Below are 26,425 nucleotides of genomic sequence, written 5' to 3'. Positions count from 1 at the left end.
GCCGGCGCGGCCGCGCCGCCGGGCCCCCCCGCGCGCCCCCCCCCCCCCCCGCCGCCCCCCCCCCCCCCCCCCCCCCCCCCCCCGCCCCCCCCCCCCCCGCCCGCCGCCGCCCCCCCGCCCCCCCCCCGCCCCCCGCCCCCCCCCCCCCCCCCCCCCCCCCCCCCCCCCCCCCCCACTCCCGTGCGTTCACTGATCGAGCGGGTTGTTGTTTCCCGGCCGCCCGGAGTTCGCTCCCCCGCCCGGCACGACGGGGGACTCGCTCGGCAGGACGGGGGACTCGCTCGGCGGCTCGATGGGCGACTGACTGGCCGGATCACTGGGCGTCTCGATCGGGCTCTGCGAAGGCGGATCCGACGACTCGGACGGCGACGGGTCGGGGCTCTCCGACGCCGAGGGACTCGTCGACGGGCTGGCCGGCACGGTGACCTGACCGCGCTCCACGTCCTGAAGATCGAACTGGGCACTGGAGCCGCCACCCAGCGCACCGAGGGTGTAGTCCGCCCAGATCTGCGCCGGGAAGCCGCCACCGTTGGCCCGGCCGGAGTTCGCGGTACCGGTCAGACTGACCTGGCCGCCGCCTTCCTTGGGGGATTCACCGAAGAGCGCCACGACCGTGGTGAGCTCCGGGGTGTAGCCCGCGAACAAGGCGGACTTGTTGTTCTCCGAGGTGCCCGTCTTGCCCGCCGCCTCGTAGGCCGAGGTGTTGGCCGCCTGGCCGGAGCCGCTGTCCACGACGCCCCTCAGGACGGAGGTCACGGTGTCGGCGGACTTGCGGCTGATCACCTGGTTCCCGATGCCCTTGACCGGGGCGACCGTGCGGTCCCGGTGCTTGGCGGACTTCACGATGAACGGGGTGACCTTCCGGCCGTGGTTGTCGAGCGTGGCGTACGCGCCCGCCATGTCCCAGGTCGAGGCGTTCATCGTGCCCAGTGTGATGGCGGGGCGCTCGGGGAAGTTCTGGTCCGGTACACCGAGCGCCAGCGCGGTCTCCTTCACCGCGGGCGGGCCGACGTCGACCACCATCTGCGCGAAGACCGAGTTGATCGACTTGTTCATCGCGGTCTGCACGGTGACGTCACCGTAGCTCCGGTTGTCCTCGTTCTCCGGGGCGAACGGGGTGTCGCTGCCCACGACCGGCCGCTTGCTGGTGCCGTCGTAGCGGGTGTTGACGCCGATCAGATCGCCGTCCTGGGTTTTCGCCTCGTTCTCCAGCGCGGAGGCGAGCACCAGCGGCTTGAAGGTGGAGGCGGGCTGGTAGTCCCGGCGCGTGGCGTTGGAAATGTAGTGCTTGACGTAGTCCACCCCGCCGTAGAGCGCGACGACTGCGCCGGTCTCGGGGTCGACGGAGGTGGCACCCGCCTGGACGGTCGCGTCGACCTTGTTGCCCTTGCGGTCCAGCTTGGACTCCAGCTGGCGGTCGACCGACGTCTCCAGCTGCTTCTGCCGCTTCTTGTCGATGTTCAGGGTGAAGGTCCAGCCGCCGGCCTCCCGCATCTCCCCCGTGATGCCCTGCTTGTCCAGCTCCTTGTTGGCGGCCTCGACGAGGTATCCGGTCTGGCCCTCCATGCCGGGGGCGGGCTTGGGCTTGTCCGGGACGGGGAACTTCAGGGTGTCGCGCTGGGCCTTGTCGAGCCAGTGCATCTCGACCATGTTGTCGAGCGTGTAGGCCCAGCGCTCCTTGACGAGCCTCCGGCCGGTGGGCGTCGCGACCGCCCAGTCGTACTGGCTGGGGGCCTGGAGCAGCGCGGCCAGATAGGCGCCCTGGGAAACGTTGAGGTCCTTGGCGTCGACCCCGTAGTAGGCCTGCGCCGCGGCCTGGATCCCGCTCGCGCCGCGGCCGTAGTACGCGGTGTTGATGTACCCGGCGAGGATGTAGTTCTTGTCCTTCTTCTGGTCGACCTTGAGCGAGATCACCAGCTCTTTGAGCTTGCGGCTGACCGTGGGGTCCTGCGTCAGGTAGTAGTTCTTCACGTACTGCTGGGTGATGGTCGAGCCACCCTGCTTGCCCTTGCCGGAGAGCGTGTTGAAGATGCCACGCGCGGTGCCCTTCAGGTCGACGCCCTTGTCCTTGTAGAACGTCTTGTTCTCGGCGGCGACGAAGGTGTGCTGCACCTCCTTGGGGACCTGGGCGAGATCCACGATCTGGCGGTTGACCCCGTCACTCCCGGTCCGGGTCAGCACTGTGCCGTCGCTGTACTGGTAGACGTTGCTCTGCCGCTCGGCCAGGATGTTGGCCTTCGGTATGTCCACGTACAGGTAGAGCGCCACGAAGGCGCCCATGATCAGCAGGCAGAACCCGAAGAACGTGCCCAGCATCTTCCGCCAGGTGAAGAGTCTGCGTATGCCGCCGCTCTTCGCGGCCCGCCGCGCTCCGCGCTGCTGGGCTCGTCGCGCATCCGCTCGACCCATCGCTGTATCGCTCCCGTTTCTCTGCTCGCCTGATCCGCTCAGCCCAGACAGCTAACACTGCCGGCAAGGACAAAATGCAGGCGATCCGGTCTTTTCCGGACGTGACAATCAGCACCCGCTCCCTAAGGAACCGACTCCCGAGAGGTGCACATGGTTGCGAATTCGGTTAATGTGTAATCACATTGCTAGCAACGCGCTAGACACGCAAACAGGGGGAATCATGACCGACCAGCCGATAGCGGCGCAGACCGACGGTGCTCCGAAGATGCCCGAGCCGCAGGTCCGGGAGACCACGGCCCACTCCATCCCCGGCGGCTTCGGACTGCTCCTGACCGTCCTCGGCGTGTTCCTCGGCATCGGCCTGGCGATCATCGGCGGCGCCCTGGGCGCCAACGGCCACAACGGAGCGGGGATCCCTCTCCTCGTCGTCGGGGTGCTCCTCGCCCTCGCCTCGCTCTTCTGCATGAGCGGCGTCAAGATGGTGGCGCCCGGCGAGGCCCGCGTCATCCAGCTCTTCGGCCGGTACGTCGGAACGATCCGCGCCGACGGACTGCGCTGGATCAACCCGCTGACCAGCAGCCGCAAGATCTCCACCCGGGTCCGCAACCACGAGACCGCGGTCCTCAAGGTCAACGACGCCTACGGCAACCCGATCGAGCTCGCCTCAATCGTCGTCTGGAAGGTCGAGGACACCGCGCAGGCGCTCTTCGAGGTCGACGACTTCCGGAAGTTCGTCGCCACGCAGACCGAGGCGGCCGTCCGCCACATCGCGATCGAGTACCCGTACGACGCACATGACGAGGGTGGCCTGTCACTGCGCGGCAACGCGGACGAGATCACCGAGAAGCTGGGCGCCGAACTCACCGCCCGGGTGCAGGCCGCCGGCGTACGCATCATCGAGTCCCGCTTCAGCCACCTCGCGTACGCCCCTGAGATCGCCTCCGCGATGCTCCAGCGCCAGCAGGCGGGTGCGGTGGTCGCGGCCCGCCAGCAGATCGTCGAGGGCGCGGTCGGGATGGTCGAGATGGCGCTGACCCGGATCGCGGAACAGGACATCGTCGAGCTCGACTCCGAACGCAAGGCGGCGATGGTCAGCAACCTGATGGTGGTGCTGTGCGGTGACCGCGCGGCGCAACCCGTCCTGAACACGGGCACGCTCTACCAGTGACGGAAGAAACCCCGAAGCGCAAGCAGATGCTGCTGCGGCTGGACCCCGCGGTGCACGACGCGCTGGCCCGCTGGGCCTCGGACGAACTGCGCAGCGCGAACGCCCAGATCGAGTTCCTGCTGCGCAGGGCGCTGGCAGAGGCGGGCCGCCTGCCGGCGACAGCATCCCCCATCCCCCGCCGGGGCCGTCCCCCCAAGCCCCCGGCGGAGTAGGGGGCGGGAGAACGGGAGCGGGCGCCGGGCGCCTGCCCCCGCAGCGCCGGACGGGCTGGAGGACCAGCCCGTCCGGCGATCGCGGTCACGCAGCCGCCGTCTCCGGCAGACGCCGCTGGGGGAAGCCGGATCCGGCCGTGCCGGACGCGCTCCGGCAGGTGTTCCTGCAGACGGAGGGCGCCGAGGGGAACCGCGCCACCGGAGCCCCGGCGGCCGGTTGTTCCGTATCCCGATGCCTCTCGTTCATGACGGGTACCGCCTCCACGCATACGTTCGCTTGTGAAAGCTATGCAATTCACGAGGAGCTGTTGTGAACAGACGCGTGCGTAGTGCGCGATGGGGAGCCCCCGTCGCTGCGGCCGTCGTGGCCGCAGTTGCCACGATGGTGCTCAACCCGACGCTGGGTGCGTCGGCCGTTGCACCGCAGTCGGCGGCGAAGGCGAAGGCCCCGACGGCGAAGAACGTCATCTTCATCAACGGTGACGGCATGGGTGCCTCGATGCGCGAGGCAGCAAGGCTCAACCTTTCCGGCCTGGAAGGCCAGTTGGCGATGGACCGCCTCACGGCGTCCGGCCAGCTCACCACCACCCCGCGGGACCCGAAGGCCGTCGTGACGGACTCCGCCGCGGCGGCGACCGCATGGGCCACGGGCGAGAAGACCTACAACGGCGCGATCAGCGTCGATGTCGACGGCAACCCGCTGGCGACCCTCGGCCAGCAGGCCAAGGCGGCCGGCAAGGCCACCGGCCTGGTGACCACCGCGCAGGTCACCGACGCGTCCCCGGCGGCGTTCTTCGCCAACACCGCGGACCGCGGACAGCAGGACGAGATCGCCCGTCAGTACCTGGACGTCAGCAAGCCCGACGTCATCCTGGGCGGCGGCGAGGACTGGTGGCTGCCGGCCGGTACGGCGGGCGCGTTCCAGGACAAGCCGGCGGAGGACACGACCGAGGGCAGCCGCGGCACCAAGGGCAACCTGATCAAGAAGGCCCAGAAGGCCGGTTACTCGTACGTCAACAGTGCGAGCGGGCTGAGCAAGGCCAAGAACGGCAAGATCCTCGGGCTGTTCAGCAACGAGGAGATGTTCCAGCAGCGCCCCGAGGGCCAGGGCGACGTCTACAGCCCGGTCGTGGACCTCGGCACGATGACCAGCAAGGCCCTGACCAGCCTGGACAAGAACAAGAAGGGCTTCTTCCTCATGGTCGAGGAGGAAGGCACCGACGAGTTCGCGCACTCCAACAACGGCACGCGCGTCCTGCAGTCGATGCAGCAGCTGGAGAAGGCCGTCGCGGTGGCCCGCGCGTACATCGCGACGCACCCCGACACGCTGCTGGTCGTCACCGGTGACCACGAGACCGGCGGTCTCTCGGTCGAGGAGGTCGACGCCACCGACGAGTCCGGGGACGCCATCTCCGCCGAGGACGGTCCGTTCTCGATCCGCGGCAGCGACCGCAAGTTCATCATCGACTGGACCACGTCGGGACACACCAGCGTGGACGTGCCCGTGACGGCGAGCGGTCCGCTCTCCGACAGCTTCTCGGGCAAGCACCCGAACACGTACGTGCACGACGTGCTCAAGCAGGTGCTGGCACCGCGCCGCTGAACGCGGTGACGCAGGAACGGGCCCCGGGAGCACACTCCCGGGGCCCGTTCCCGTGCGCAGGCACGATGCTGTCGGGCCGGGGTGGCCCGGTTCCCCCGTAAGGCCCGCTCAGGGCCGCACCGAGCAGTACGGCTGACGCCCCCACCTCATCTCGAGGAGGACCTGCCCCACCCGCGTATACACGCGAGGTATACACACCGCTTATAGTGTCCGCATGTCTATCGGTCACACCCTCCTAGGGCTCCTCGAGTCCGGCCCCCGCCACGGCTACGACCTCAAGCGCACATTCGACGAGAAGTTCGGCCACGACCGCCCCCTGCACTACGGCCAGGTCTACTCGACCATGTCCCGCCTCCTCAAGAACGGCCTCGTAGAGGTCGACGGCATAGAGAGCGGCGGCGGCCCCGAGCGCAAGCGGTACGCCATCACCGAGGCCGGCATCACCGACGTCACCGACTGGCTCGCCCAGCCCGAGAAGCCGGAGCCGTACCTCCAGTCGACGCTGTACACCAAGGTCGTCCTCGCCCTGCTCACCGGCCGCAGCGCCGAAACCCTCCTGGACACGCAGCGCGCCGAGCACCTGCGCCTCATGCGCATCCTCACCGACCGCAAGCGCGGCGGCGACCTCGCAGATCAGCTGATCTGCGACCACGCCCTCTTCCACCTGGAGGCCGACCTCCGCTGGCTGGAACTGACCGCCGCCCGGCTCGACCGCCTCGCCCGCGAGGTCGCCGCATGACCCCGGCCGGCTCCCTCCTCGTCGCCCGCGACCTGCACAAGTCGTACGGTTCGACACCCGCCCTGGACGGCGCCTCGTTCTCCGTCCACCCCGGCGAGGTCGTCGCCGTGCTGGGCCCGTCCGGCTCCGGCAAGTCGACCCTGCTGCACTGCCTCGCCGGCATCATCACCCCCGACAGCGGCACGGTCACCTACGCGGGCCGCGAGCTCTCCGCGATGTCCGACGCCGAACGCAGCGCCCTGCGCCGCAGCGAATTCGGCTTCGTCTTCCAGTTCGGACAGCTCGTCCCGGAGCTGACCTGCGTGGAGAACGTCGCCCTGCCGCTCCGCCTCAGCGGCACCAGGCGCAAGGACGCCGAGCGCACCGCCCTCCGCTGGATGGAGCGCCTGGAGGTCGACGACCTCGGCGCCAAGCGTCCCGGCGAGGTCTCCGGCGGCCAGGGCCAGCGCGTCGCCATCGCCCGCGCCCTGGTCTCCTCCCCGAAGGTGATCTTCGCGGACGAGCCGACCGGTGCCCTGGACTCCCTCAACGGCGAGCGGGTGATGCAACTGCTCGGCGAGGCCGCCCGGTCCGCCAACGTCGCCGTGGTCCTGGTGACGCACGAGGCCCGCGTCGCCGCCTACTCCGACCGCGACGTCACCGTGCGCGACGGCCGGGCCCGCGACCTGGAGCACACCGCATGACGCTGCTCGAACCGAAGAAGGCCCTGGCAGCCGAGCAGCGCCGGCCCGCCGAACCCTCCCGCGCGACCGCCCTGCTGCGCGATCTCGTCCTCGGCATCCGGTTCGCCTCCTCCGGCGGACGTGAGGGCTGGACGCGCACCGTACTCACCGCGGTCGGTGTGGGCCTCGGCGTGGCGCTGCTGCTGGTCGCCTCCTCCGTACCGCATCTGCTCGATCACCGTTCCGCCCGCGAGCAGGCCCGCACCGAGTCCCGCGTCTCACGCGACGACACCGTCCCGAAGTCGGACTCCACTGTGCTGCGGATCAACGCGGAGTCCGAGTTCCGCGGCCGCTCCGTCGAGGGCTTCCTGATGCGGCCGGAGGGGGCGCACCCGGTCACCCCGCCCGGCGTGGCGAACTTCCCCGGCCCCGACGAGATGGTCGCCTCGCCTGCCCTGAAGGAGCTGCTCGGCTCCCCGGAGGGCCGTCTCCTCAAGGAGCGGTTGCCGTACCGGATCACCGGCACCATCGCCGACCCGGGCCTGATCTCCCCGGGCGAACTGCGCTTCTACGCGGGCAGCGCCACCCTGACCGCCGCCGCGGGCGGCCACCGGCTGGCCGGTTACGGTGACAGGGCACCGTCCGAGCCCCTGTCCCCCGTCCTCATCGTGCTGGTCATCATGATCTGCGTCGTCCTGCTGGTGCCGGTCGCGATCTTCATCGCGACGGCCGTGCGCTTCGGCGGGGACCGCCGCGACCGCAGACTCGCGGCGCTGCGCCTGGTCGGCGCGGACATCCGGATGACCCGCCGGATCGCGGCCGGCGAGGCGCTCTTCGGCGCGGTGCTCGGCCTGGTGGCGGGCCTGGCGTTCTTCCTGGTGGGACGTCAGTTCATGGGCGCCGTCGAGGTGTGGGACGTCAGCGCCTTCCCTGCCGATCTGGTCCCGGCCCCCTGGCTGGCGGCGCTGGTCGCGGTGGCGGTTCCGGTGGCGGCGGTGCTGGTCACCCTGACCGCCCTGCGCTCGGTGGTGATCGAACCGCTCGGAGTCGTACGCAACAGCCGCAGCCGCAGGCGCCGGCTCTGGTGGCGGCTGCTGATGCCGGTCGCGGGCGTGGCGGTGCTCGCACTGACCGGAGACGTCGACAAGCACACCCCTGTCGACCCGTATCCGATCGCGGCCGGCGCCGTCCTGGCCCTGGTGGGGCTCGCGCTGCTGCTGCCGTGGCTGGTCGAGACGTGTGTGAACCGGCTGCGCGGCGGCCCGGTGCCCTGGCAGCTCGCGACCCGCAGGCTCCAGCTGAGCAGCGGGGCGGCGTCCCGTGCGGTCAGCGGCATCACGGTCGCGGTGGCGGGCGCGGTGGCGCTGCAGATGCTGTTCGCTGCGGTGGGCGACGACTTCAACCGGATGACGGGGCAGGATCCCTCGCGGGCCCAGTTCACGACGTACTCCGAGAACGTGACCGGTGACGCGGCCGCGCGCACCATCAAGGAGTTCCGGGCCACCAAGGGCGTGCAGGCCGTCATCGGCACGGTCGAGGTGTACGTCACCCGGCCGGGGAAGTACGAAGGCGACATCCAGCCCACCACCTCACTGTCCATCGGCGACTGCGCGACCCTGCGCGAACTCGCCCGGATCGGCTCCTGCAAGGAGGGCGACGCCTTCGTCGTCCACCCCAGGAACGACAAGGAGATGGCCGCCTGGATGGACCAGACGGCTCGCAAGGGCAAGGAGGTCGAGATCAGCTCGTCCACCGAGCCGGACGGCGTGAAGTCGAAGCGGTGGACCCTGCCCGCCGACGCCCCGACCGTCGTCTCCCGCCGCGATCCGATGGGCGAGGACCACTGGGGCATCATGGCCACGGTCGGCGCGGTCGACCCGAGTACGCTGCCCGGCGCGACGGTCAACGCGCAGATCAAGGTCGACGAGAGCGTCGCGGACGTCTCCGAGTACGTACGGAACACGGCGGCCAGGATCGACCCCGGCATGCGCGTCGACTCCCTGCATTCGGTGACGCGCGACCGGCAGTACGCGAGCGTGCAGACCGGCCTCCAGGTCGGCGCGACCGTCACCCTGCTGCTGATCGCCGCCTCGATGCTGGTCTCCCAGCTGGAGCAGTTGCGGGAGCGCAGACGCCTGCTGTCGGTCCTGGTCGCCTTCGGCACCCGGCGGACCACCCTCGGCTGGTCGGTGCTCTGGCAGACCGCCGTACCGGTGGTCATCGGCCTGGCGGTGGCGGTCGCGGGCGGGCTCGGGCTCGGCGCGGTGATGATCAGGATGATCGCCAAGAAGGTGACCGACTGGTGGCTGTTCCTGCCGATGGTGGGAGCGGGCGCGGCGCTGATCCTGCTGGTCACCCTCGTCTCGCTGCCACTGCTGTGGCGGCTCATGCGACCGGACGGCCTGCGGACGGAATGACGAGCACAAGGGGTGCGGTCCCTCCGCAAGGAGAAAGACCGCACCCCTTTCACACGTGCGACGTACTCGCCGTCAGCCGTACCGGCAGCTCCCGCATCGCCTCACGCAGTGCGGCCGCGAACTCCTCGAACTCGCCGTGCCGCGCCGCCCCGGTCCGCATCCCCAGCGCCACCCGCCGCGACGGCGCGGGATCCGCGAAGTACCCGGTGGTCAGCGCGTCGTTGCGGGCGGTCTCCACGGTGACGGCGGTACGCGGCAGCAGCGTCACCCCGAGCCCGCCCGCGACCAGCTGCACCAGCGTGGAGAGCCCGGCCGCGGTCGTGGTCACCGGTGCCCCCTCCGTGCGTCCCGCCTCCCGGCAGATGTCCAGCGCCTGGTCACGCAGACAGTGCCCCTCGTCGAGCAGCAGCAGCGGCAGCTCGCGCAGCGCCTCGCGCGGAATGTCGGCGCGACCGCCCAGCCAGTGGCTGCGCTCCATGACCAGCACGAAGTCCTCGTCGAAGAGCGGGAGTTCGGTCACCTGGGGCACCCCGAGCGGCACGGCGAGCAGCAGCAGGTCCAGCCGGCCGGCGGCCAGCCCCTCCAGCAGCGACGACGTCTGCTCCTCGTGCACCTGCAGGTCGAGCTCCGGGTAGCGGTCGTGGACCAGCCTCAGCACGGTCGGCAGCAGGTACGGGGCGACGGTCGGGATCACGCCTAGCCTGAGCACTCCGGTGAACGGCGCCCGGACCGCCTCGGCCTCCTCCATCAGCTCACCGACGGCCTCCAGCACCGCCCCGGCCCGCACCGCCAGCCGCTCCCCGGCGGGCGAGAGCAGCACCTTGCGCGTCGTACGCTCGATGAGCTGGACACCGAGTGTCTCCTCCAGCGCGGACACGGCCCCGGAGAGCGCGGGCTGACTCATCCCGATTGCTGCCGCCGCGTCCCTGAAGTGCAGGTGCTCGGCCACGGCCGCGAAGGCACGCAGCTGCGACAGACTGGGTTGTTTGGGTCGATTGCCCTGGTTGCTCTGCGCCACTGATAGGCACCTCCGATCATCACGACCGAGTATAGCTATTTCCGCGATCAATGCACTCTGTGCCAAGGTGGACATCGTCCAACCCCCAGGAACTCCCGTAAAAAGGGAATTCCTACGCTGCAAGGAGAGCGCGTGCTCACTGTCGGTGACAAGTTCCCCGAGTTCGACCTGACTGCTTGTGTCTCGCTGGAGAGCGGCAAGGAGTTCGAGCAGATCAACCACAAGACCTACGAGGGTCAGTGGAAGATCGTCTTCGCGTGGCCGAAGGACTTCACTTTCGTGTGCCCCACCGAGATCGCCGCCTTCGGCAAGCTGAACGACGAGTTCGCCGACCGTGACGCCCAGATCCTCGGCTTCTCCGGCGACTCCGAGTTCGTGCACCACGCCTGGCGCAAGGACCACCCGGACCTGACCGACCTGCCCTTCCCGATGATGGCCGACTCGAAGCACGAGCTCATGCGTGACCTCGGCATCGAGGGCGAGGACGGCTTCGCGCAGCGCGCCGTCTTCATCGTCGACCCGAACAACGAGATCCAGTTCACGATGGTGACCGCCGGTTCCGTGGGCCGTAACCCCAAGGAGGTCCTCCGGGTCCTCGACGCCCTGCAGACCGACGAGCTGTGCCCGTGCAACTGGACCAAGGGCGAGAACACCCTGGACCCGGTCGCGCTCCTCTCGGGCGAGTGAGCTGACACCGACATGGCACTCGACGAACTGAAGGCCGCCGTCCCGGACTTCGCCAAGGACCTGAAGCTGAACCTCGGTTCGGTCATCGGGAACAGCGAACTCCCGCAGCAGCAGCTCTGGGGCACCGTCCTCGCCTGCGCGATCGCCTCGCGCTCGCCGAAGGTGCTTCGCGAGCTGGAGCCGGAGGCCAAGGCCAACCTCTCCGCCGAGGCGTACACCGCGGCGAAGTCGGCCGCCGCCATCATGGCGATGAACAACGTCTTCTACCGGACCCGGCACCTGCTGTCGGACCCCGAGTACGGGACGCTCCGTGCGGGCCTGCGGATGAACGTCATCGGCAAGCCGGGCGTGGAGAAGGTCGACTTCGAACTGTGGTCGCTCGCCGTCTCCGCGATCAACGGCTGCGGCCAGTGCCTGGACTCCCACGAGCAGGTGCTGCGCAAGGCCGGCGTGGACCGTGAGACCATTCAGGAAGCCGTCAGGATCGCCTCGGTGATCCAGGCGGTCGGCGTGACCCTCGATGCCGAGGCCGTGCTCGCCGAGCAGTAACAGCAGTACCCCTGATACGAGAAGGGCCCCGAGGACGACCGACCGTCCACGGGGCCCTTCTTATCGTTCCGTCTCGCTGCGCTCTCCGCCTCACTGCACCGGCGGCTTCCCTTCCCCTTCGTCCTCACCCGCGGGCGGTGGCTCCGGCGCCGGGGGCGGACTCGGGGTCGGGGTCGGGGCCGCACCGATCGCCGTGGCCCCGCGGGGCTGCGGTGCGTGGCGAAGGGCGGCCTCCTGCCCGAATGTCCGCAGATAGCCGACCACCGTATTGGTGACCGCGACCAGCGGCACCGCGACGACCGCACCGCCGATGCCCGCGACCATGCCGCCCGCGGCGACCGAGAGGACGACGGCGAGCGGGTGGACGCGTACCGCGCGGCCGAGGATGAACGGCTGCAGCACATGCCCCTCGATCTGCTGCACGGCCAGCACCACGACCAGCACCATCAGCGCGGTGAACACGCCCTCGGTGACCAGCGCGACGACGACCGCGAGCGCTCCGGAGACCACTGCGCCGACCAGCGGGATGAAGGCGAAGAGGAAGATGAAGACGGCGAGCGGCACCGCCATGGGCACATCGAGGAACCAGATCCCGAGCCCGATGAAGATCGCGTCGATCATGGCGACCAGCACTGTGCCACGCACATAGGCGGTCAGCGTCCGCCAGGCGCGCGGCCCGGCGCCCGCGACACCCGGCCGGGCCTGGGCGGGTACGAGCTTGAGCACCCACTGCCAGATGCGCTTCCCGTCGTACAGCAGGAAGAGCGTCGAGAACATCGCCAGCAGTATCCCGGTGAGGACCTCCACCATCACGGTGACGCCCTGGAGCCCGGCGGAGGTGATCTCTTCGGTGTTGGTGCCGATGGTGTCGCTGAGGTTCTTCGCGACATCGTTGATCTGCTGCTCGGTGACGTGGAAGGGGCTGTCGAGCAGCCAGCGCTTCAACTCGTCGATACCGTCCCGCACCTTGTCGGAGAGGGTGTCGAGGTTGTCCATGACCTGCCAGACAACGAACCAGCCGACCAGGCCCATGATGACGAAGCCCAGGATCGCCGTGACGGCGGTGGCCAGGCCGCGCGGCAGCCCGTAGCGCCTCAGCCGGGCGACGGTCGGCTGCAGCATCGCGGTGACGAGCAGCGCGGCGACGAACGCCAGCACCACCAGCTGTACGGCACTGATGACCCGCATCAGCACCCAGAGCGTGCCCGCCAGGACGAGCAGCCGCCAGCCGGCCTCGGCCGCGACGCGCATCCCCCAGGGGATCGCCGCGACCGGATCGGGCCGGGCGGTGACGGACGGGGCGTATGCGGGCGGTGGCGGCACATGGTCGGCCGTGGCGGCAGGGTGGTCGGCGGCGGCCGGGATCGGCGGCTCGGCGTCCGCGTCCCGGTCCGCCTCGGCCTCCGCCGCGGCTCGGCGTTCCTCCAGGCGCTCGCCGAGTTCGGTCAGTTCGGCGCCCAGCCGGCCGAGCCATCCTGGCAGTTTCGACATATATGTTCCTTTTCCCCCGAGTTCTCTCCCCACCACTCCCCCCGGAGTCGTTCGGACGACGGTACACGCGCGAAGCCCCTCACCGTAGGACGGTGAGGGGCTTCGCAAGGTTGAGACCAGAACCCCGGAAGGTTCCGATTTCTAGTACCAGTTGTTCGCCTGCCAGAAGGACCAGGCACCGCACGGGCTGCCGTAGCGGCTGTCCATGTAGTTGAGGCCCCACTTGATCTGGGTGGCCGGGTTGGTCTGCCAGTCGGCGCCCGCGGATGCCATCTTGGAGCCGGGCAGCGCCTGGACGAGACCGTAGGCACCGGAAGAGGCGTTGCTCGCCCGGTAGTTCCAGCTCGACTCGTGGTTCACGATGTTGCTGAAGCACTGGAACTGGTCACTGGGGATCATCTGGCGAGCCATCGCCTGGACTTCGGCCACGGTGTACGAGCTCTGCGTGGAGAATGTGGAGGCGCTGCGGACCTCGGAACGGCTGGCGCGCTCGGCGTCCTTCTTGGCCTGCCGCTCCTGCTCCAGCTTGTCCTCGGCCGCCTGCTTCTTCGACTTGGCGTCCTTGGCTGCCTGGATGCGGGCCGCTTCCTCGGCGGACTTCTTCGCCGCCGCGTCGGCCGCGGACGCCTGGGCGTCTGCCTGCTGCGTCAGCGAGGCGGTCTGCACCTGGGCCTGCTGGCCTGCAGGGATGTCGGCGAGCAGCGTCGTGTCGGCTGCGGTCGCCTCGAAGTTGTTGTCGTCGACAGCGGGAGTGCTGCCCGAAGCAACGCCTACGACGGCGCCGACGGTGGTGACCGCAGTGGCAGATGCCACGGCGAACCCCCGGACCGAGATCCGGCTCACACGGTGTCCTTCCAGCATCGCCCGCTTAGGTGACCTCGCGGGCGCAATCGTGCCCCTGACACTGGCCTCCCTACTGCTTGGGTCACGGGGAGGCACGGGCCCGGTGGGCAGCTCCCCTGAGGGAGTGCCGCGTGGTGCTCGCGGGCGGCATACGGACGGCGATTGTTGAGTTGTGTGGTGCGTGGCACCTCTGGAGGTGCGGGTGTGCCGTATGCGGGGCCTGACGGAAGCAAGACTCTGCCGGAACTGGCCGCCGCTAGGCAATTCTCCGTTGCGTGTGAAAGCTCACACCCCGTTTGGCTCAGGTGTTTTGCGGAAATGGCGCCGCAACATGATGCCGCCCGGCTAAGCTCCTTGGCTCGCCGGGCGGCATCAACTGTCGCATCCTGTATCAGATCTGGCCTTCCTCCAGCATTTCGGTCACCAGTGCGGCGATCTGCGAACGCTCGGAGCGGGTGAGCGTGACGTGCGCGAAGAGCGGGTGGCCCTTCAGCTTCTCGACCACGGCGACGACTCCGTCGTACCGGCCGACCCGGAGGTTGTCCCGCTGGGCCACGTCGTGCGTGAGCACAACCCGGGAATTCGACCCGATCCTGGACAAGACGGTCAGCAGGACGTTGCGTTCGAGTGACTGCGCCTCGTCGACGATCACGAAGGCGTCGTGGAGCGACCGGCCCCGGATGTGGGTGAGCGGCAGGACCTCCAGCATCCCGCGCCCCAGTACCTCCTCGATCACCTCACGCCCGGCGACAGCCGACAGCGTGTCGAAGACGGCCTGCGCCCAGGGACTCATCTTCTCGGCCTCGGTGCCGGGGAGATAGCCGAGCTCCTGCCCGCCGACCGCGTACAGCGGCCGGAAGACCATCACCTTCTGGTGCTGCCTGCGCTCCAGCACGGCTTCGAGACCGGCGCAGAGTGCCAGCGCCGACTTTCCGGTACCGGCCCGGCCGCCCAGCGACACGATGCCGACGTCCTGGTCGAGCAGCAGATCCAGGGCGATGCGCTGCTCGGCGCTGCGGCCGTGGATCCCGAAGGCCTCCCGGTCGCCGCGGACCAGGCGCACATTGCCCTCGGCCGTGACCCGGCCGAGTGCCTTGCCGCGCTCGGACTGGAGGACCAGTCCGGTGTGCACGGGCAGTTCGGCGGCCTCGGGGACGTACAGCGTCTCCTCTCCGAAGAGCAGATCCACCTGTTCGGCCGACAGGGGCAGCTCGGCCATCCCCGTCCAGCCGGAGTCGGTGATGGCGAGCTCCGCGCGGTACTCCTCCGCGAGGAGGCCGACCGACGATGCCTTGATGCGCAGTGGCAGGTCCTTGGAGACGACCGTGACGTCGTACCCCTCGGCCTGGAGATTGCGCGCAACCGCGAGAATCCGAGAGTCGTTGTCCCCCAACCGGTAGCCGGCGGGCAGTACGCCGGGATCGGAATGGTTGAGTTCGACGCGCAGCGTTCCGCCGAGATCCCCGAGCGGGATCGGGGCATCGAGCCTGCCGTACCGGACGCGGAAGTCGTCCAGCAGGCGCAGGGCCTGCCGGGCGAAGTAGCCGAGCTCCGGATGGTGGCGTTTGGCCTCCAGTTCCGTGACCACGACGATCGGGAGCACGACTTCGTGCTCGTCGAAGCGGGCCATGGCGTTCGGATCGGCCAGCAGGACGCTGGTGTCGAGAACATAGGTGCGCCTGTCGGGCATGCGGCGCTTTGTGCTGGTCACCACGGAAGGACGTACCCCCTCGGACGAGGTTGGGCTGCGACGGCGTCGCGGAGCATCCCAAAGGGAGAGAACGGACCGGGCTGCGGCCACCTTGCGCGGGCCGAGCGCCGGCCCTCCGCGTCGGCCGCACTGTATGTACGGTCCTTCGTGTGCAAAGGGCCTCCCGGGCGAGCGGACTCGATGCCACTCACTTGGACACGACGTCCGCCTGGTTTTTGACCGGACGTCGACCTGACAGGGGTATTCCCTCGAACACGCGAAGCCATGCCGCCATGCGGCGGGCGGGTGAGTCGGAAGTGATGCCCCCGACCACACAGGTCCGGGCCCACGATGTGAGTCCGTCCGGCACTTGAGGCCGGAACCGTTGCGCAGGGGCGCGGGCGAGCCGGAAGCAGTGCCCCGGGGCACGGGTCCGGGCCCACCCGCCCCGGGGTCCCGTCCTCGAACGCCGGACAGGCTGGGTCGGGAGGCGCGGCGGCGTCAGCCGCCGAAGCGGCGGCCTCGGGCCGCGTAGTCGCGCAGCGCGCGAAGGAAGTCGACCTTGCGGAACGCCGGCCAGAAGACTTCGCAGAAGTAGTACTCGGAGTGCGCGCTCTGCCAGAGCATGAAGCCGGACAGCCGCTGCTCACCGCTCGTGCGGATCACCAGGTCCGGATCCGGCTGCCCCCGCGTGTACAGGTGCTCGGAGATCAGGTCCGTGGAGACGATCTCCGCGAGGTCCTCGAAGGACGTCCCCTTGGACGAGTGGTCGAGCAGCAGCGAGCGCACCGCGTCCGCGATCTCCTGCCGCCCGCCGTAGCCGACGGCGACGTTGACCAGTATTCCGTCGACGCCGACCGTGGCCTGCTCGGCCTCCTTGAGGACGGTCTGGGTGTGCGCGGGCAGCAGGTCCAGCGTGCCGACGTGGTGGACGCGCCACCGGCCGTCGGCCGCCAGGTCGCGCACGGTGTTCTCGATGATGCCGAGGAGCGGGGTCAGCTCGGACGCGGGCCGGTCGAAGTTGTCCGTGGAGAGCAGCCACAGGGTGACGACCTCGACATCGGTCTCACTGCACCAGCCGAGCAGCTCCTGGATCTTGTCCGCACCGGCCTGGTGCCCCTGCGCCGCCGTGCCGCCGGACGCCTTCGCCCAGCGCCGGTTGCCGTCGAGGATGACACCGATGTGCTTGGGCACCTGGGTGTGATCGAGGCGGGCCTCCACCCGGCGCGCGTAGAGCCTGTACACCAGGTCGCGCAAGTTCACTGAGTTCACCTCTCGGTTCTGTGCGGGCCCGCCCGCCCCATTGCCCGGGGTCCGGGGTCGTCCCCCTGGGGATCGCCGCACAAGTCCGCAGAGCCATCGCTCCGCCGTGCCGTGGCAGTCCCCGACGTCGCCACATTACTGCGCAGGCGCCGCACCGGCCCAACCTGGTCTGTCACAAGTACGTGATAAGGAGGGAAACGTGACTGATTCTTCTTCCTCCTACCGGGCTGCCGGTTCGCGCTACGACTCCATGGAGTACCGCCGGACGGGCCGCAGCGGTCTCAAGCTCCCTGCCGTCTCGCTCGGCCTGTGGCACAACTTCGGCGACGACCGCACACTGGACTCCCAGCGGGCGATTCTGCGCCGCGCCTTCGACCTCGGCGTGACCCACTTCGACCTGGCCAACAACTACGGCCCGCCGCCCGGCTCCGCCGAGCTCAATTTCGGAAAGCTCTTCCACCAGGACTTCGCCCCGTACCGCGACGAACTGGTCATTTCGACCAAGGCCGGATATGACATGCACCCCGGCCCGTACGGCGAGTGGGGCTCCCGCAAGTACCTGCTGTCGTCGCTGGACGCCTCGCTGAAGCGGATGGGGCTGGATTACGTCGACATCTTCTACTCGCACCGCTTCGACCCGGACACCCCGCTCGAGGAGACGATGGGTGCGCTGGCCTCCGCCGTGCAGCAGGGCAAGGCGCTGTACGTGGGTGTGTCCTCGTACAACTCGGAGCAGACCGCCGAGGCCGCCCGGCTGCTCAAGGAGATGGGTGTGCCCGCCCTGATCCACCAGCCGTCCTACTCGATGATCAACCGCTGGACGGAGGACGACGGGTTGCTGGACACGCTGGAGGCGGCCGGCATGGGCTGCATCTCCTTCGTTCCGCTCGCCCAGGGCCTGCTCACCGGCAAGTACCTGCACGGCATCCCGGAGGGTTCGCGCGCCACCCAGGGCAAGTCCCTCAGCCCGGATCTGCTCTCGGACGAGGTGGTCCGCCGGCTGAACGGGCTGAACGACATCGCTCAGCGGCGCGGCCAGTCCCTCGCCCAGCTGGCACTCAACTGGGTGCTGCGGGACAGCCGAATGACGTCTGCCCTGATCGGCGCGTCGAGTGTGCGGCAGCTCGAGGAGAACGTCGCGGCGCTCGCCGGACCGGCGCTGTCCGCCGAGGAGTTGAAGGAGATCGACACCTTCGCCGTGGACACCGCGGGCACCAACATCTGGGCCGGACGGGGCTGATCGGTCCGAATTTCACGGGTCCCGCCCGGGACCCGCACCACCTGCCCACAAAAAACGGGCCGGTCCGTGGGGGGGGATACGGACCGGCCCGAGGGGGGGTTTCCACCATAACCCTTCGTAAGTGATGCTGCGTGCCACGCCGCTCCATAATTACTCTCCGAGTTTGCGAGACTCCGGTCCGGGCACGGATTCCGGGGCCTGGGAGAGGGTGCGAAGAGGGCGGACGGCCGGGGGCGCCGCCTTGACGCCGGACCGGCGCATCCCGTCCCGGGCCCGTTCCCGTTCGCGGCCCGCAGTGGGCCCGATGGCCGCCCGGCGGCCACCTTGCGGAGCTCGGCCTGGGTGGTGTGCGGTTCCTGGGCCATCGGAGTGAGCCGCCTCGATCCCCTCGATCCGGGCATCGGTCTTCACCCGGTCGGCGGTGGGTTCACTTCGGCGGAGGGTGTGGGCGTTGTCGTGAGCGCCGGTACGGTCGCTGCCGGGGCCGGGGCCGCGGCGGCCCGCACTCTCCTGGGCCCGCTCCATCCCGCGGCGCGCGAAGGGCCGTGGGAAGGACGGACACCGTCGCGCCGGCGAGAACCGCAGCTGTACGTCTCGCGGAGGTCATGGACCGCATGTGGGACACGCCCTGACCTGATGGGCCGCTAGTTTCCGAATCATGACGACACGAACCGCGACCGTGACCTGGGCCGAGGCGAACGCGCGCCGGATCGAACGCCAGGGCCTCGCCGCCCCGATGACCTCCTCCCCCGGCCGTGCCGTCGCGGCGATGCTCGCCGCCCATGCACAGGTGCCGTCCGCCGCCGAGCTGTCCGTGGGGCTGCGGCTGGCGGGGGCGACGCGTACCGACGTGCGCAAGGCGCTGTGGAACGACCGCACCCTGGTCAGGGCGCATGGGCCCCGCGGCACCGTACATCTGCTTGCGGCGGCCGAACTGCCTTTGTGGACAGGTGCATTGTCCGCGATCCCGGCCGGGACCAGCCCGTTCCGCAAGGACGCCCGGATGAGCGCGGATCAGATCGAGGAGGTTCTCTCGGCGGTCGGTGACGCGCTGACGGGGGCCGAGCTGACGATCGACGAGCTCTCCGACGCGGTGGTCGCCCGCACCGGGCCATGGGCCGGGGACCGCGTGATGCCCGCGTTCCAGGACATGTGGCCGCGCTGGCGGCAGGTGATGCATCTCGCGGGCCACCGCGGTGTGCTGTGCTTCGCCCCCGACCGTGGCCGCAAGGTCACGTACACGAACCCGGGCACCACCCCGCTCGACGGCCCGGAGGCGCTGGCCGGGCTCGTACACCGCTACCTGTACGCGTACGGTCCCGCCACACCGCAGAACTTCGCCAAATGGCTTGCTGCGCCGAACAGTTGGGCGGCGTCCGTCTTCACCGAGCGTGCCGGGGCCGGGGCGCTCGAAGAGGTGGCGTACGAGGGTGTCGGGCCGGCCTGGCTGGTGGCCGGCGACACCGGCTTCCCCGCCGGGCCGGCGCGCGGGGTGCGGCTGCTCCCCTACTTCGATGCGTTCGCCATCGCGTCGCAGCCCCGCGAGAGACTCTTCCCGGGTGCCGCGTACGCCCGCGCGCTGGCGGGTGGCCAGGCGGGGAACCACCCGGTGCTGCTGATCGACGGCACGGTCGCCGGGGTCTGGCACCAGCGCCGTTCGGGCCGCCGGATCGCGGTGACCGTGGAGCCGCTGTCCCCGCTCACGTCCGGGCAGTTGCGGGGTCTGGAGGAGCAGGTGGAGCGGGTGGGGGCGGTGCTGGAGGGGAAGCCGGAACTGACGGTCGGAAAGGTGACTGTGGGACCCCACGCATAGCGTCCACCCGGCAGTGGTCGCCTGTGTGCTCAGGTGGTCGCTTCCGCGCCGCGATGGCCGCGGGTGTAGCGGATCGCGACCGTGTCCCCGCCGATGACCACGAAGCGTCCGCCCTCGCACCGGATGACGGCCTGGTGCACCTCGCCGCGCTCGTCCCGGAGCTCCTCCGTGCGGGTGACCGTCCAGCCGCCGTCGGGCGGTTCCGGCAGGTGCGGCAGGGCGGCGAACTCCCACTGGCCGGCGGGTACGCACCACTCGGGCAGGCGCGGCCAGGTCCCGGGGCCGATGTGCAGGGTCCAGTCGGAGGCGCAGGTCAGAAGCAACGACTGGCTGTCGGAGAGCAGGAACTCGACGGCCTCCGGTTCCCCCATCCGCCCCTCCGGCCGGTAGAAGAGGCCGAGGACGCCGACGACCCGTGCCCCTCTGAGCCATTCGGCGTTGCCCTGCCGCGTGCTGCGGAAGGCCTCCTCGCCGTCCTCCACCCTCATGACCTGCTCCCTCCCCGTGCGCTCACCGCCCAGGGTCGCATCCTTTTGGGCGTACGCCGGTAAAGGGAGAGTGGTGACACAGCGAGCGTCACCAGGTTTACGGCTGCTGGGGCTTGCGGGCCTCGATCAGGAAGCGGGTGGTGTGCGCGACGAACGGCCCCTCGGTCTCGATGAGGTGGTGCAGGGCGGCCAGTTGCGGCCGGTACTGCTCGACCGTGAAGCCGGGCACCATCCAGATCACCTTCCGCAGGAAGTAGACGACGGCGCCGATGTCGAAGAACTCGGTACGCAGCGTCTCCGGCCGCAGATCGACGACTTCGAGCCCGGCCGCCTCCGCGTCGGCGCGGGCCCGCTGCGGGTCGCGGGCGCCGCGGGCCTCGGGGGGCTGCGGACCGAGGAAGTACTCGACGAGTTCGAAGACGCTGGCCGGGCCGACCTGCTGCGAGAAGTACGTACCACCGGGCGTCAGCACGCGCGCGATCTCCGCCCACCAGGTGGTCACCGGATGCCAGCTGACCACCAGGTCGAACGCCGCGTCCCCGAACGGCAGCGGCGGCTCGTCGGCATCGGCGACCACGACCGCGCCGCGCGGGTGCAGGAGGGTGGTGGCGCGGGCGATGTTCGGCGGCCAGGACTCGGTGGCGACGGTCACCGGCGGCAGCGTCGGGGCGGAGGCGAGGACCTCGCCGCCGCCGGTCTGGATGTCGAGGGCCGCCTGCGCCCGGCCCAGCCGGTCGGCCATGGCGTGCGCATACCCCCAGGAGGGGCGTTGTTCGGTGGCCCGGCCGTCGAGCCAGGAGAAGTTCCAGCCGTCGACGGAGACGGCGGCGGCCTCGGCGACGAGCGCTTCGAAGCGTGTGCGTTCCTCTTCTTCGGATGTTCCCGGCATGCGGGGATGGTGTCATCCGCGCATTCGCGGGCGCGACCGAATTCCGGGGCCCCGGCGGGTCAGGCAGCGAGGCCGCCGAACAGTATCCCGAGCAGCGCGCCCGCGATCATGAACGGTCCGAACGGGATGCCCGTCCTACGCCCGGCCCGCCGCAGGATCACCAGCCCGAATCCGTACACGGCACCGAGTACGAACCCGGCGAAGCCGCCCGCGAAGACGATCGCCCACCCGTACCAGCCGAGAGCCGCCCCCAGCGACAGGGCGAGCTTGACGTCGCCGAAGCCCATCCCGTTCGGGTTGATCAGGAAGAGCAGGAAGTAGAAGCCGCCGAGGGCGAGGCCGCCGAGCAGGGCGGACAGCCACGAACCGGCGTGCTCCGGAAGCAGCGCCGCGCCACCCAGCAGTACGACGGCCGCACCGGCGAGCGGCAGCGTCAACCGGTCGGGCAGCCGGTGGACGCGGCGGTCGATGGTGGCGAGGAGTACGGCGACGGGGGCAAGCAGCAGCCAGACGGCAAGCTCGGGCCGGAGCCCGGTGGCCGCGGCGAGGGCGGCGCAGCCGAGGGTCGTGGCGACGGGGGCAAGGACGGCGGGGGCGTAACGCGCGTCCGGTTCGGCGCAGGGGTCCCCCTCCCGGCCGTCGCCTTCCCTCGTGCTCGTGTCCGCCGACCCGGCGGGCTCGGCGGGTTGGGCCGGTACCGCGGCCGTATTCGTCTGCGCAGTCGTGCGCGCCGCAGCACCCGCGGCACACGCCGCGCACCGTGTGGAGCCGAGCCAGCCGCGGGCCACCCCACTGAAGGGGTGGCCGGCGGGGCAGGTGTCCCGCCATGCGTCCTCCGGTTCGACGGAGAACCGGTAGGCGGCGCGCGGGACCAGCAGTCCGGTCGCGGCGCCCCAGAGCGCGGCGGCGCCTGTCAGCATGACGTACACGGGACCGACCCTAGGCGGGCAACGCACACGGGGTCATGGGCCCTGGGGCCCACTGCGCGGCATTTCGGGCCCAATGGCTGTCACCGGGCGCTACCGTCGTCGCCATGGGTCAATGGCGCAATGGCAACGGGACGTTGACGGTCGGGGACCGGGAGGGGGGACCGGGACTGGAGATACCGCTTCGGATCGCCGCCTCGTACCGCGCCCGGTCGAAGGGGCTTCTCGGGCAGGACGGGATCGACGGGGCGCTGATGATCACCCCGTGCGGGAGTGTGCACACGTTCGGGATGCGGTTCACGATCGATGTGGCGTACCTGGACCGGAAGTTCAACGTCGTGGCGGTACACACGATGAAGCCGGGGCGGCTCGGGATGGTGCGGCTGCGGTCCCGCCATGTGCTCGAGTCGGCGGCCGGGACGATGGAGAAGTGGGGGCTGCGGCCGGGCGTGCAGGTACGGATCGACCAGGCTGACTGAGGGGGCGGGTCACGGGAGCTTGGCCAGCTGTGCGGTGACCACTTCCGCCGGGAGTTCCGGAGGCGTCGCGTCGACGAAGTCGGCGACGTAGAACGTGACGACCGTCGACCCTCTCCGTACGAGCTGGAAGACCAGTGGCACCTTGTCGCCCTCGATGTTCCCCGTCACCTGGTAGGCGATGCTCTCCTCGCCCACCCGCGGCGCATCCAGCAGATCTACCTTGCTGTACGTGGACGGCCCCTCGTCACTCGATGTCCTGAACCCGCCCGCACAGGCCTGCACCGCGTCCCGGACGTCGCGCAGCACCTGCTGGGCCGCGCCCTTCGGGTGGGAGGTGAGAATCTCGGTGACGACGGTCTGGTCGTCCTTTCCCTCCTCCGATCTGTCCATGACGGTACGGAGGACGGTGGCGGTCGCGGCGGGTTCGGGAGCGCCGTCGATCACGGCGGCCAGGGGCCGACAGGCCTGGTTCTCGGCTTTTTCCGTGCCGGTGTCCTCACTGCCCTGCAGGGGGGTGACCTCGTAGTCGGCCAGGTCGCCGGTAGCCAGGGCCGCCTCGGTCAGCTCCGCCTCGGTGAGCACCTTGCCGGTGCCGGCCGGCAGCGTGCTCGGGGACGGTGGCGGGGACGAGGCGTCGTCGCCGGACGGCTTCGCGCTCGACGGACTGCTCGCCCTGCCGCGGTCCTTGCCATGGGACGAGTCGCCGCCGGACGGGCCGCAGGACACGGCCGCGAGGCAGAGCGCCGCTGTCGTCGCCGCCATGACTGCTGTACGAGCCTTCATCGTTCCCCGTTCCTGGCCATGGGCCCCGTTCCCCTGTCCGGCACGCTAACAACCGGGCGGCGGCGGGTGCGTGGGCCCACGGACCCAACTCGCCGTCTCGCTCAGGAGGTTCGGGGCGTTTCCTTCGGATCAGGGCGCGCGCCCCGCGAGCCCGGCGTGAGCGAGGTCTCTAGGGCCGGGTTCCCAGGCCGCGGCCGACGAGCGGGGACACCGTGCGGATCAGCTTCAGTTGCGTGGAGCGCAGGACCTTCACGGTCGTGTCGTCGGACCAGCCGGTCGTCGTGGACCACTCATAGCCCGAGCCGACCACCTCGCTGGCGAACGCCAGCTCCGTGGCGAGCAGCGCCCGCGCCCAGTCCATCGGCTCCAGGGGTTCCTTCGCGGCCAGCGCCGTACGGATCCTGGCCCCTCTGCGGTTCAGGTCGGCGGTGTCGTCGAAGCCCATGGCCACCGCGAACTCCTCCGTGCAGCGCGCCGGGCCGCTCCACTCGACCAGGCCTTGCTGCAGGAGCCGGGACTCCTCCTCGGTCAGCGCCAGCTGCTCCGCCGTCTGTAAGCGAGTCCTCACCCGTCCACCCTTCCTTCCGTGCCGCTGTGATTGCGTTTGCAGGACCTTAACTTCCGTCCGGGGAAGGCGTCTTGGGTCCCCGGACACGGGTCGCGCACCGCTTGCGGCATTGGGTCCACAGGCCCAAGACACCGGCGTGTCGGGACTTTTAGTGTCGAGTCCATGTCTCAGCTGGGGGAATTGCGTCGTCGGATCCGGCGGTGGTCACGGCACACCGTGCCGCGTACGGATGTGCGGTTGATGGGTCTGCGCCGTCGGCGTGACCGGGGACAGGGTGCGCTGGAGTACCTGGGCCTCGTTCTGGTGGTCGGGGCGATCGTCGGTGCGCTCGTCGCGACCGGGATCGGTGCGGAGCTCACCGAGAAGATCGGTGTGCAGGTCTGCCGGATCGGGGGCGGCGGGAACTGCGGCGGGGACGGCGGCGCCGAGGCACGGGACGGCGACGCGGGCAAGCCGGGCACCGGGGACCCGGCCTCGGACCGTAACGACGACGGTACGCCGAAGGCGCCCGAGCAGGTCGATTACGACAAGGCGCTGAAGGAACTGCAGGACGCCCAGGCGGAGCAGAAGTCCAACACCGACAAGGCGAAGGAAGCCGCGAAGGAACTGGCGAAGATCCTTGCCGACGAGCTCGGGATCACCGATGCCCTGGACTGCATCACCAAGGGCGACATGGGCGCCTGCACCGAAACACTCATCAATGTGCTGCTGACCCTGATCGGCGGTGCGGTCGGGAAGCTCGGGGCGAAGTACGGCGCCCCGTGGAAGTGGAAGAAGGCCTACAAGCTCATCAAGAGCTTGAAGAAGCACGGTGGCGACCTCTACGACGCCCTCAAGGGCCTGGTCAAGAACCGCAAGAAAGTCAAGGAAGCCGAGAAGAAACTCGAGGACGCCGGAAAGAAGCTCGACGACGCGAAGAATGACCCGCCCAAGAAGGAGGACAAGCCGGACGAGAAGAAGCCGACGACCTGCCCCGCGCGGCACAGCTTCCTCGCCGGCACCCCGGTCCTGCTCGCCGACGGCCGCCGCGTCCCGATCCAGAACGTCTCCGTCGGCGACCGCGTGATCGCCACCGACCCGGTGAGCGGTGTGACCGGCATCCGCCGTGTCGAGCGGACCATCACCACGTACGACGACAAGCACTTCACGCGGCTCGCGGTGGTGGCGGGCGGCGCGCAGGCCCGGCTGACGGCGACGGACACGCACCCGTTCTGGCTGAGCGACGGCCGTCGCTGGGCGGACGCCGGCGAGATCGGCCGCGGTGACGAGTTGCGCACGGAGGCCGGCTCCACGCTGACGGTCACCGGTGTCTCCCGGTACAGCCGGCGGCAGACCACCTACGACCTCACGGTCGAGGGCATCCACACGTACTACGTGGGCATCGGTGCGTCGAACGCGCTTGTCCACAACAACGACTGCGAGATGTCGCCCGAAGAGGTCGAGGCGGCCAGGAAGCCCCAGGTGGGCGAAGGCGACGCCAAGAAGTTCAAGGACCACTTCCTGCGTCACAAGAAGCTGGTCGAGGACGCGCTGGGCACCAAGTACAAGAAGCTCAAGGAGGACGGGCCGCGGTTCCGCGAGGACATCGCGAAGGCCATCAAGGACGGCACCTTCGAGCTGGTCGGCAAGGGCACGTTGAAGAAGGGCGAGCCCGAGGGGCTGATCTATCGTGGCAAGGGCGTGACGATCGTGCTGAAGGAGAACGGCGACTTCTGGACCGCGCTCAAGAGCGGTGAAGGCATGGACACCGGCATCGAGTTCACCAAGCTGTTGCCGAAGAAGAAGTAGCCGCAGAGACAGGGGTGCAGGACATGAGCGGGTGGCGGACCGTCGAAGCGGCACTGCGTGAACACCGCGTACGCGATGTCCTGGTCCCGGGCTGGATCGACCGGGACGACGACCTCCCCGAGTTCCGGCCGCAGCCGATGGTCGTATGGCTGCGACTGGACGAAGGGCTGCTGCGGTTCGAGTCGCAGGGCCAGTACGACCGGCTCGGCGCCTCGCACGTCCCGGGCGTCGACTGGGCCGACATCGAACTGCTGGCGGAGGCCGAGGACGAGGTGATCGTCGCCTCGTTCGGTGAGCAGCTCTTCGGCGACGGCCGCGACGAACTGCGGTGCACGCGGCTGCGCGCCTACCGGACCTCCGCCGGCACCGACTGCACCTGCCTCGCCCTCGACTTCGAAGGGGGCCGCACGTTGTTCCTCGATCCGACGTGGACGTTCGGCATCAAGGTGGGCAACGAGGCGGACGAGCAGCGCCGGCTGAAGTTGCACGGCGGCGTGGCCGGTGGCGATGCCGGTGTCGATACGAGCGTGCTGTACGACGGGTAGCCCGACGCCACCGACCGCCCGGGACCCAACGGTCCGTTCCCCCTTACTTGGGCCCGAACTTGGGGCCAAGGGCCCAGGTCATCCGGTCCGCCCGCCCGTACGCTCACGCCACACCCGAGGTTCAGCAGCGGGGCGGGCAGGCAGTGCGAGTCAGT

24 protein-coding genes are annotated in these 26,425 nt (G+C 69.9%); 13 read left to right on the top strand and 11 right to left on the bottom strand.

What is annotated here, in order from left to right; genetic code table 11:
* Positions 1–186: 186 nt before the first annotated feature.
* A complete protein-coding gene (locus tag ACIA8E_RS32430; RefSeq protein WP_399303443.1) occupies positions 187–2,409 on the bottom strand; it encodes a transglycosylase domain-containing protein in 2,223 nt (740 codons plus the stop codon).
* A 220-nt stretch (positions 2,410–2,629) separates the two neighbouring features.
* On the opposite strand from ACIA8E_RS32430, the gene ACIA8E_RS32425 reads away from it, so the two are divergent.
* The 6 genes from ACIA8E_RS32425 to ACIA8E_RS32400 all read left to right on the top strand — a co-directional run bounded on the left by ACIA8E_RS32425 (position 2,630) and on the right by ACIA8E_RS32400 (position 9,210).
* The gene (locus tag ACIA8E_RS32425) at positions 2,630–3,577 is read left to right on the top strand and encodes an SPFH domain-containing protein (RefSeq protein ID WP_399303441.1); all 948 of its coding nucleotides are present in this window, start codon (positions 2,630–2,632) and stop codon (positions 3,575–3,577) included.
* A 26-nt stretch (positions 3,578–3,603) separates the two neighbouring features.
* Positions 3,604–3,789: a hypothetical protein gene (locus ACIA8E_RS32420; protein ID WP_327129166.1), complete on the top strand. Its 186-nt coding sequence runs from the start codon at positions 3,604–3,606 to the stop codon at positions 3,787–3,789.
* Positions 3,790–4,099: 310 nt separating this feature from the next.
* Positions 4,100–5,392, top strand: a complete 1,293-nt coding sequence (locus tag ACIA8E_RS32415; protein WP_399303439.1) for an alkaline phosphatase — start codon at positions 4,100–4,102, stop codon at positions 5,390–5,392.
* Between the two features lie 214 nt (positions 5,393–5,606).
* Positions 5,607–6,131 (top strand): PadR family transcriptional regulator, encoded by a 525-nt coding sequence (locus ACIA8E_RS32410; protein WP_399303437.1) that lies wholly within the window; start codon positions 5,607–5,609, stop codon positions 6,129–6,131.
* Complete coding sequence (locus ACIA8E_RS32405) at positions 6,128–6,814, top strand: ABC transporter ATP-binding protein (RefSeq protein ID WP_399303435.1); 687 nt, start codon at positions 6,128–6,130, stop codon at positions 6,812–6,814. Before ACIA8E_RS32410 ends, ACIA8E_RS32405 begins: the two co-directional genes overlap by 4 nt.
* A complete protein-coding gene (locus tag ACIA8E_RS32400; RefSeq protein WP_399303433.1) occupies positions 6,811–9,210 on the top strand; it encodes an ABC transporter permease in 2,400 nt (799 codons plus the stop codon). Before ACIA8E_RS32405 ends, ACIA8E_RS32400 begins: the two co-directional genes overlap by 4 nt.
* Before the next feature lie 49 nt (positions 9,211–9,259).
* On the opposite strand, the gene ACIA8E_RS32395 is transcribed toward ACIA8E_RS32400, so the two are convergent.
* On the bottom strand, positions 9,260–10,228 hold the full coding sequence (locus ACIA8E_RS32395; protein WP_399303431.1) for a hydrogen peroxide-inducible genes activator: 969 nt from the start codon (positions 10,226–10,228) through the stop codon (positions 9,260–9,262).
* Positions 10,229–10,360: 132 nt separating this feature from the next.
* Here ACIA8E_RS32395 and ACIA8E_RS32390 point away from each other — a divergent pair, with 132 nt between their 5' ends.
* Both ACIA8E_RS32390 and ACIA8E_RS32385 read left to right on the top strand, forming a co-directional pair.
* A complete protein-coding gene (locus tag ACIA8E_RS32390) occupies positions 10,361–10,915 on the top strand; it encodes a peroxiredoxin (protein WP_030969360.1) in 555 nt (184 codons plus the stop codon).
* A gap of 12 nt (positions 10,916–10,927) precedes the next feature.
* Positions 10,928–11,464: an alkyl hydroperoxide reductase gene (locus ACIA8E_RS32385; RefSeq protein WP_356126999.1), complete on the top strand. Its 537-nt coding sequence runs from the start codon at positions 10,928–10,930 to the stop codon at positions 11,462–11,464.
* Between the two features lie 90 nt (positions 11,465–11,554).
* Here the strand turns inward: ACIA8E_RS32385 and ACIA8E_RS32380 are convergent, their stop codons facing one another.
* From ACIA8E_RS32380 to ACIA8E_RS32365, 4 genes are all read right to left on the bottom strand, one after another.
* Entirely contained in the window at positions 11,555–12,955 is a 1,401-nt protein-coding gene (locus ACIA8E_RS32380; protein WP_399303428.1) for an AI-2E family transporter, read from the bottom strand.
* 141 nt (positions 12,956–13,096) lie between these two features.
* Complete coding sequence (locus ACIA8E_RS32375; protein WP_399303426.1) at positions 13,097–13,798, bottom strand: lytic transglycosylase domain-containing protein; 702 nt, start codon at positions 13,796–13,798, stop codon at positions 13,097–13,099.
* A 391-nt stretch (positions 13,799–14,189) separates the two neighbouring features.
* Complete coding sequence (locus ACIA8E_RS32370; RefSeq protein ID WP_399303424.1) at positions 14,190–15,512, bottom strand: PhoH family protein; 1,323 nt, start codon at positions 15,510–15,512, stop codon at positions 14,190–14,192.
* 477 nt (positions 15,513–15,989) lie between these two features.
* Positions 15,990–16,751, bottom strand: coding sequence for an isoprenyl transferase (locus tag ACIA8E_RS32365; protein WP_030914966.1), 762 nt, complete (start codon positions 16,749–16,751; stop codon positions 15,990–15,992).
* Between the two features lie 199 nt (positions 16,752–16,950).
* Between ACIA8E_RS32365 and mgrA the strand changes: the two genes are divergently transcribed.
* Together mgrA and ACIA8E_RS32355 are read left to right on the top strand one after the other, a co-directional pair.
* Complete coding sequence (gene mgrA, locus ACIA8E_RS32360) at positions 16,951–17,991, top strand: L-glyceraldehyde 3-phosphate reductase (protein WP_399303421.1); 1,041 nt, start codon at positions 16,951–16,953, stop codon at positions 17,989–17,991.
* 658 nt (positions 17,992–18,649) lie between these two features.
* On the top strand, positions 18,650–19,804 hold the full coding sequence (locus tag ACIA8E_RS32355; protein WP_399303419.1) for a winged helix DNA-binding domain-containing protein: 1,155 nt from the start codon (positions 18,650–18,652) through the stop codon (positions 19,802–19,804).
* 29 nt (positions 19,805–19,833) lie between these two features.
* Here ACIA8E_RS32355 and ACIA8E_RS32350 read toward each other — a convergent pair whose 3' ends face one another.
* The 3 genes from ACIA8E_RS32350 to ACIA8E_RS32340 all read right to left on the bottom strand — a co-directional run bounded on the left by ACIA8E_RS32350 (position 19,834) and on the right by ACIA8E_RS32340 (position 22,110).
* Complete coding sequence (locus tag ACIA8E_RS32350; protein WP_399303417.1) at positions 19,834–20,292, bottom strand: hypothetical protein; 459 nt, start codon at positions 20,290–20,292, stop codon at positions 19,834–19,836.
* A gap of 97 nt (positions 20,293–20,389) precedes the next feature.
* Positions 20,390–21,181, bottom strand: coding sequence for a class I SAM-dependent methyltransferase (locus tag ACIA8E_RS32345; protein ID WP_399303415.1), 792 nt, complete (start codon positions 21,179–21,181; stop codon positions 20,390–20,392).
* Positions 21,182–21,240: 59 nt separating this feature from the next.
* Entirely contained in the window at positions 21,241–22,110 is an 870-nt protein-coding gene (locus ACIA8E_RS32340; protein WP_399303413.1) for a prepilin peptidase, read from the bottom strand.
* A gap of 104 nt (positions 22,111–22,214) precedes the next feature.
* On the opposite strand from ACIA8E_RS32340, the gene ACIA8E_RS32335 reads away from it, so the two are divergent.
* Positions 22,215–22,586 (top strand): DUF192 domain-containing protein, encoded by a 372-nt coding sequence (locus tag ACIA8E_RS32335; protein WP_399303411.1) that lies wholly within the window; start codon positions 22,215–22,217, stop codon positions 22,584–22,586.
* Between the two features lie 9 nt (positions 22,587–22,595).
* On the opposite strand, the gene ACIA8E_RS32330 is transcribed toward ACIA8E_RS32335, so the two are convergent.
* The gene (locus tag ACIA8E_RS32330) at positions 22,596–23,369 is read right to left on the bottom strand and encodes a hypothetical protein (RefSeq protein ID WP_399303409.1); all 774 of its coding nucleotides are present in this window, start codon (positions 23,367–23,369) and stop codon (positions 22,596–22,598) included.
* A 169-nt stretch (positions 23,370–23,538) separates the two neighbouring features.
* A complete protein-coding gene (locus ACIA8E_RS32325; protein WP_399303407.1) occupies positions 23,539–23,937 on the bottom strand; it encodes a hypothetical protein in 399 nt (132 codons plus the stop codon).
* A gap of 162 nt (positions 23,938–24,099) precedes the next feature.
* On the opposite strand from ACIA8E_RS32325, the gene ACIA8E_RS32320 reads away from it, so the two are divergent.
* Together ACIA8E_RS32320 and ACIA8E_RS32315 are read left to right on the top strand one after the other, a co-directional pair.
* On the top strand, positions 24,100–25,725 hold the full coding sequence (locus tag ACIA8E_RS32320) for a polymorphic toxin-type HINT domain-containing protein (protein WP_399303405.1): 1,626 nt from the start codon (positions 24,100–24,102) through the stop codon (positions 25,723–25,725).
* Between the two features lie 23 nt (positions 25,726–25,748).
* Entirely contained in the window at positions 25,749–26,270 is a 522-nt protein-coding gene (locus tag ACIA8E_RS32315; protein ID WP_399303403.1) for a hypothetical protein, read from the top strand.
* Positions 26,271–26,425 lie beyond the last annotated feature (155 nt).

This window comes from Streptomyces sp. NPDC051664, from assembly GCF_044453545.1.
In the GTDB taxonomy this organism is placed as follows: domain Bacteria; phylum Actinomycetota; class Actinomycetes; order Streptomycetales; family Streptomycetaceae; genus Streptomyces.
This window is presented reverse-complemented; position numbering and strand designations above follow the sequence as displayed.

Coding starts and splice junctions, on each gene's coding strand:
- ACIA8E_RS32430 (WP_399303443.1), bottom strand. CDS start 2,409: ATGGGTCGAGCGGATGCGCGACGAGCCCAGCAGCGCGGAGCGCGGCGG.
- ACIA8E_RS32425 (WP_399303441.1), top strand. CDS start 2,630: ATGACCGACCAGCCGATAGCGGCGCAGACCGACGGTGCTCCGAAGATG.
- ACIA8E_RS32420 (WP_327129166.1), top strand. CDS start 3,604: ATGCTGCTGCGGCTGGACCCCGCGGTGCACGACGCGCTGGCCCGCTGG.
- ACIA8E_RS32410 (WP_399303437.1), top strand. CDS start 5,607: ATGTCTATCGGTCACACCCTCCTAGGGCTCCTCGAGTCCGGCCCCCGC.
- ACIA8E_RS32405 (WP_399303435.1), top strand. CDS start 6,128: ATGACCCCGGCCGGCTCCCTCCTCGTCGCCCGCGACCTGCACAAGTCG.
- ACIA8E_RS32400 (WP_399303433.1), top strand. CDS start 6,811: ATGACGCTGCTCGAACCGAAGAAGGCCCTGGCAGCCGAGCAGCGCCGG.
- ACIA8E_RS32385 (WP_356126999.1), top strand. CDS start 10,928: ATGGCACTCGACGAACTGAAGGCCGCCGTCCCGGACTTCGCCAAGGAC.
- ACIA8E_RS32380 (WP_399303428.1), bottom strand. CDS start 12,955: ATGTCGAAACTGCCAGGATGGCTCGGCCGGCTGGGCGCCGAACTGACC.
- ACIA8E_RS32355 (WP_399303419.1), top strand. CDS start 18,650: ATGACGACACGAACCGCGACCGTGACCTGGGCCGAGGCGAACGCGCGC.
- ACIA8E_RS32350 (WP_399303417.1), bottom strand. CDS start 20,292: ATGAGGGTGGAGGACGGCGAGGAGGCCTTCCGCAGCACGCGGCAGGGC.
- ACIA8E_RS32345 (WP_399303415.1), bottom strand. CDS start 21,181: ATGCCGGGAACATCCGAAGAAGAGGAACGCACACGCTTCGAAGCGCTC.
- ACIA8E_RS32335 (WP_399303411.1), top strand. CDS start 22,215: ATGGGTCAATGGCGCAATGGCAACGGGACGTTGACGGTCGGGGACCGG.
- ACIA8E_RS32330 (WP_399303409.1), bottom strand. CDS start 23,369: ATGAAGGCTCGTACAGCAGTCATGGCGGCGACGACAGCGGCGCTCTGC.
- ACIA8E_RS32320 (WP_399303405.1), top strand. CDS start 24,100: ATGTCTCAGCTGGGGGAATTGCGTCGTCGGATCCGGCGGTGGTCACGG.
- ACIA8E_RS32315 (WP_399303403.1), top strand. CDS start 25,749: ATGAGCGGGTGGCGGACCGTCGAAGCGGCACTGCGTGAACACCGCGTA.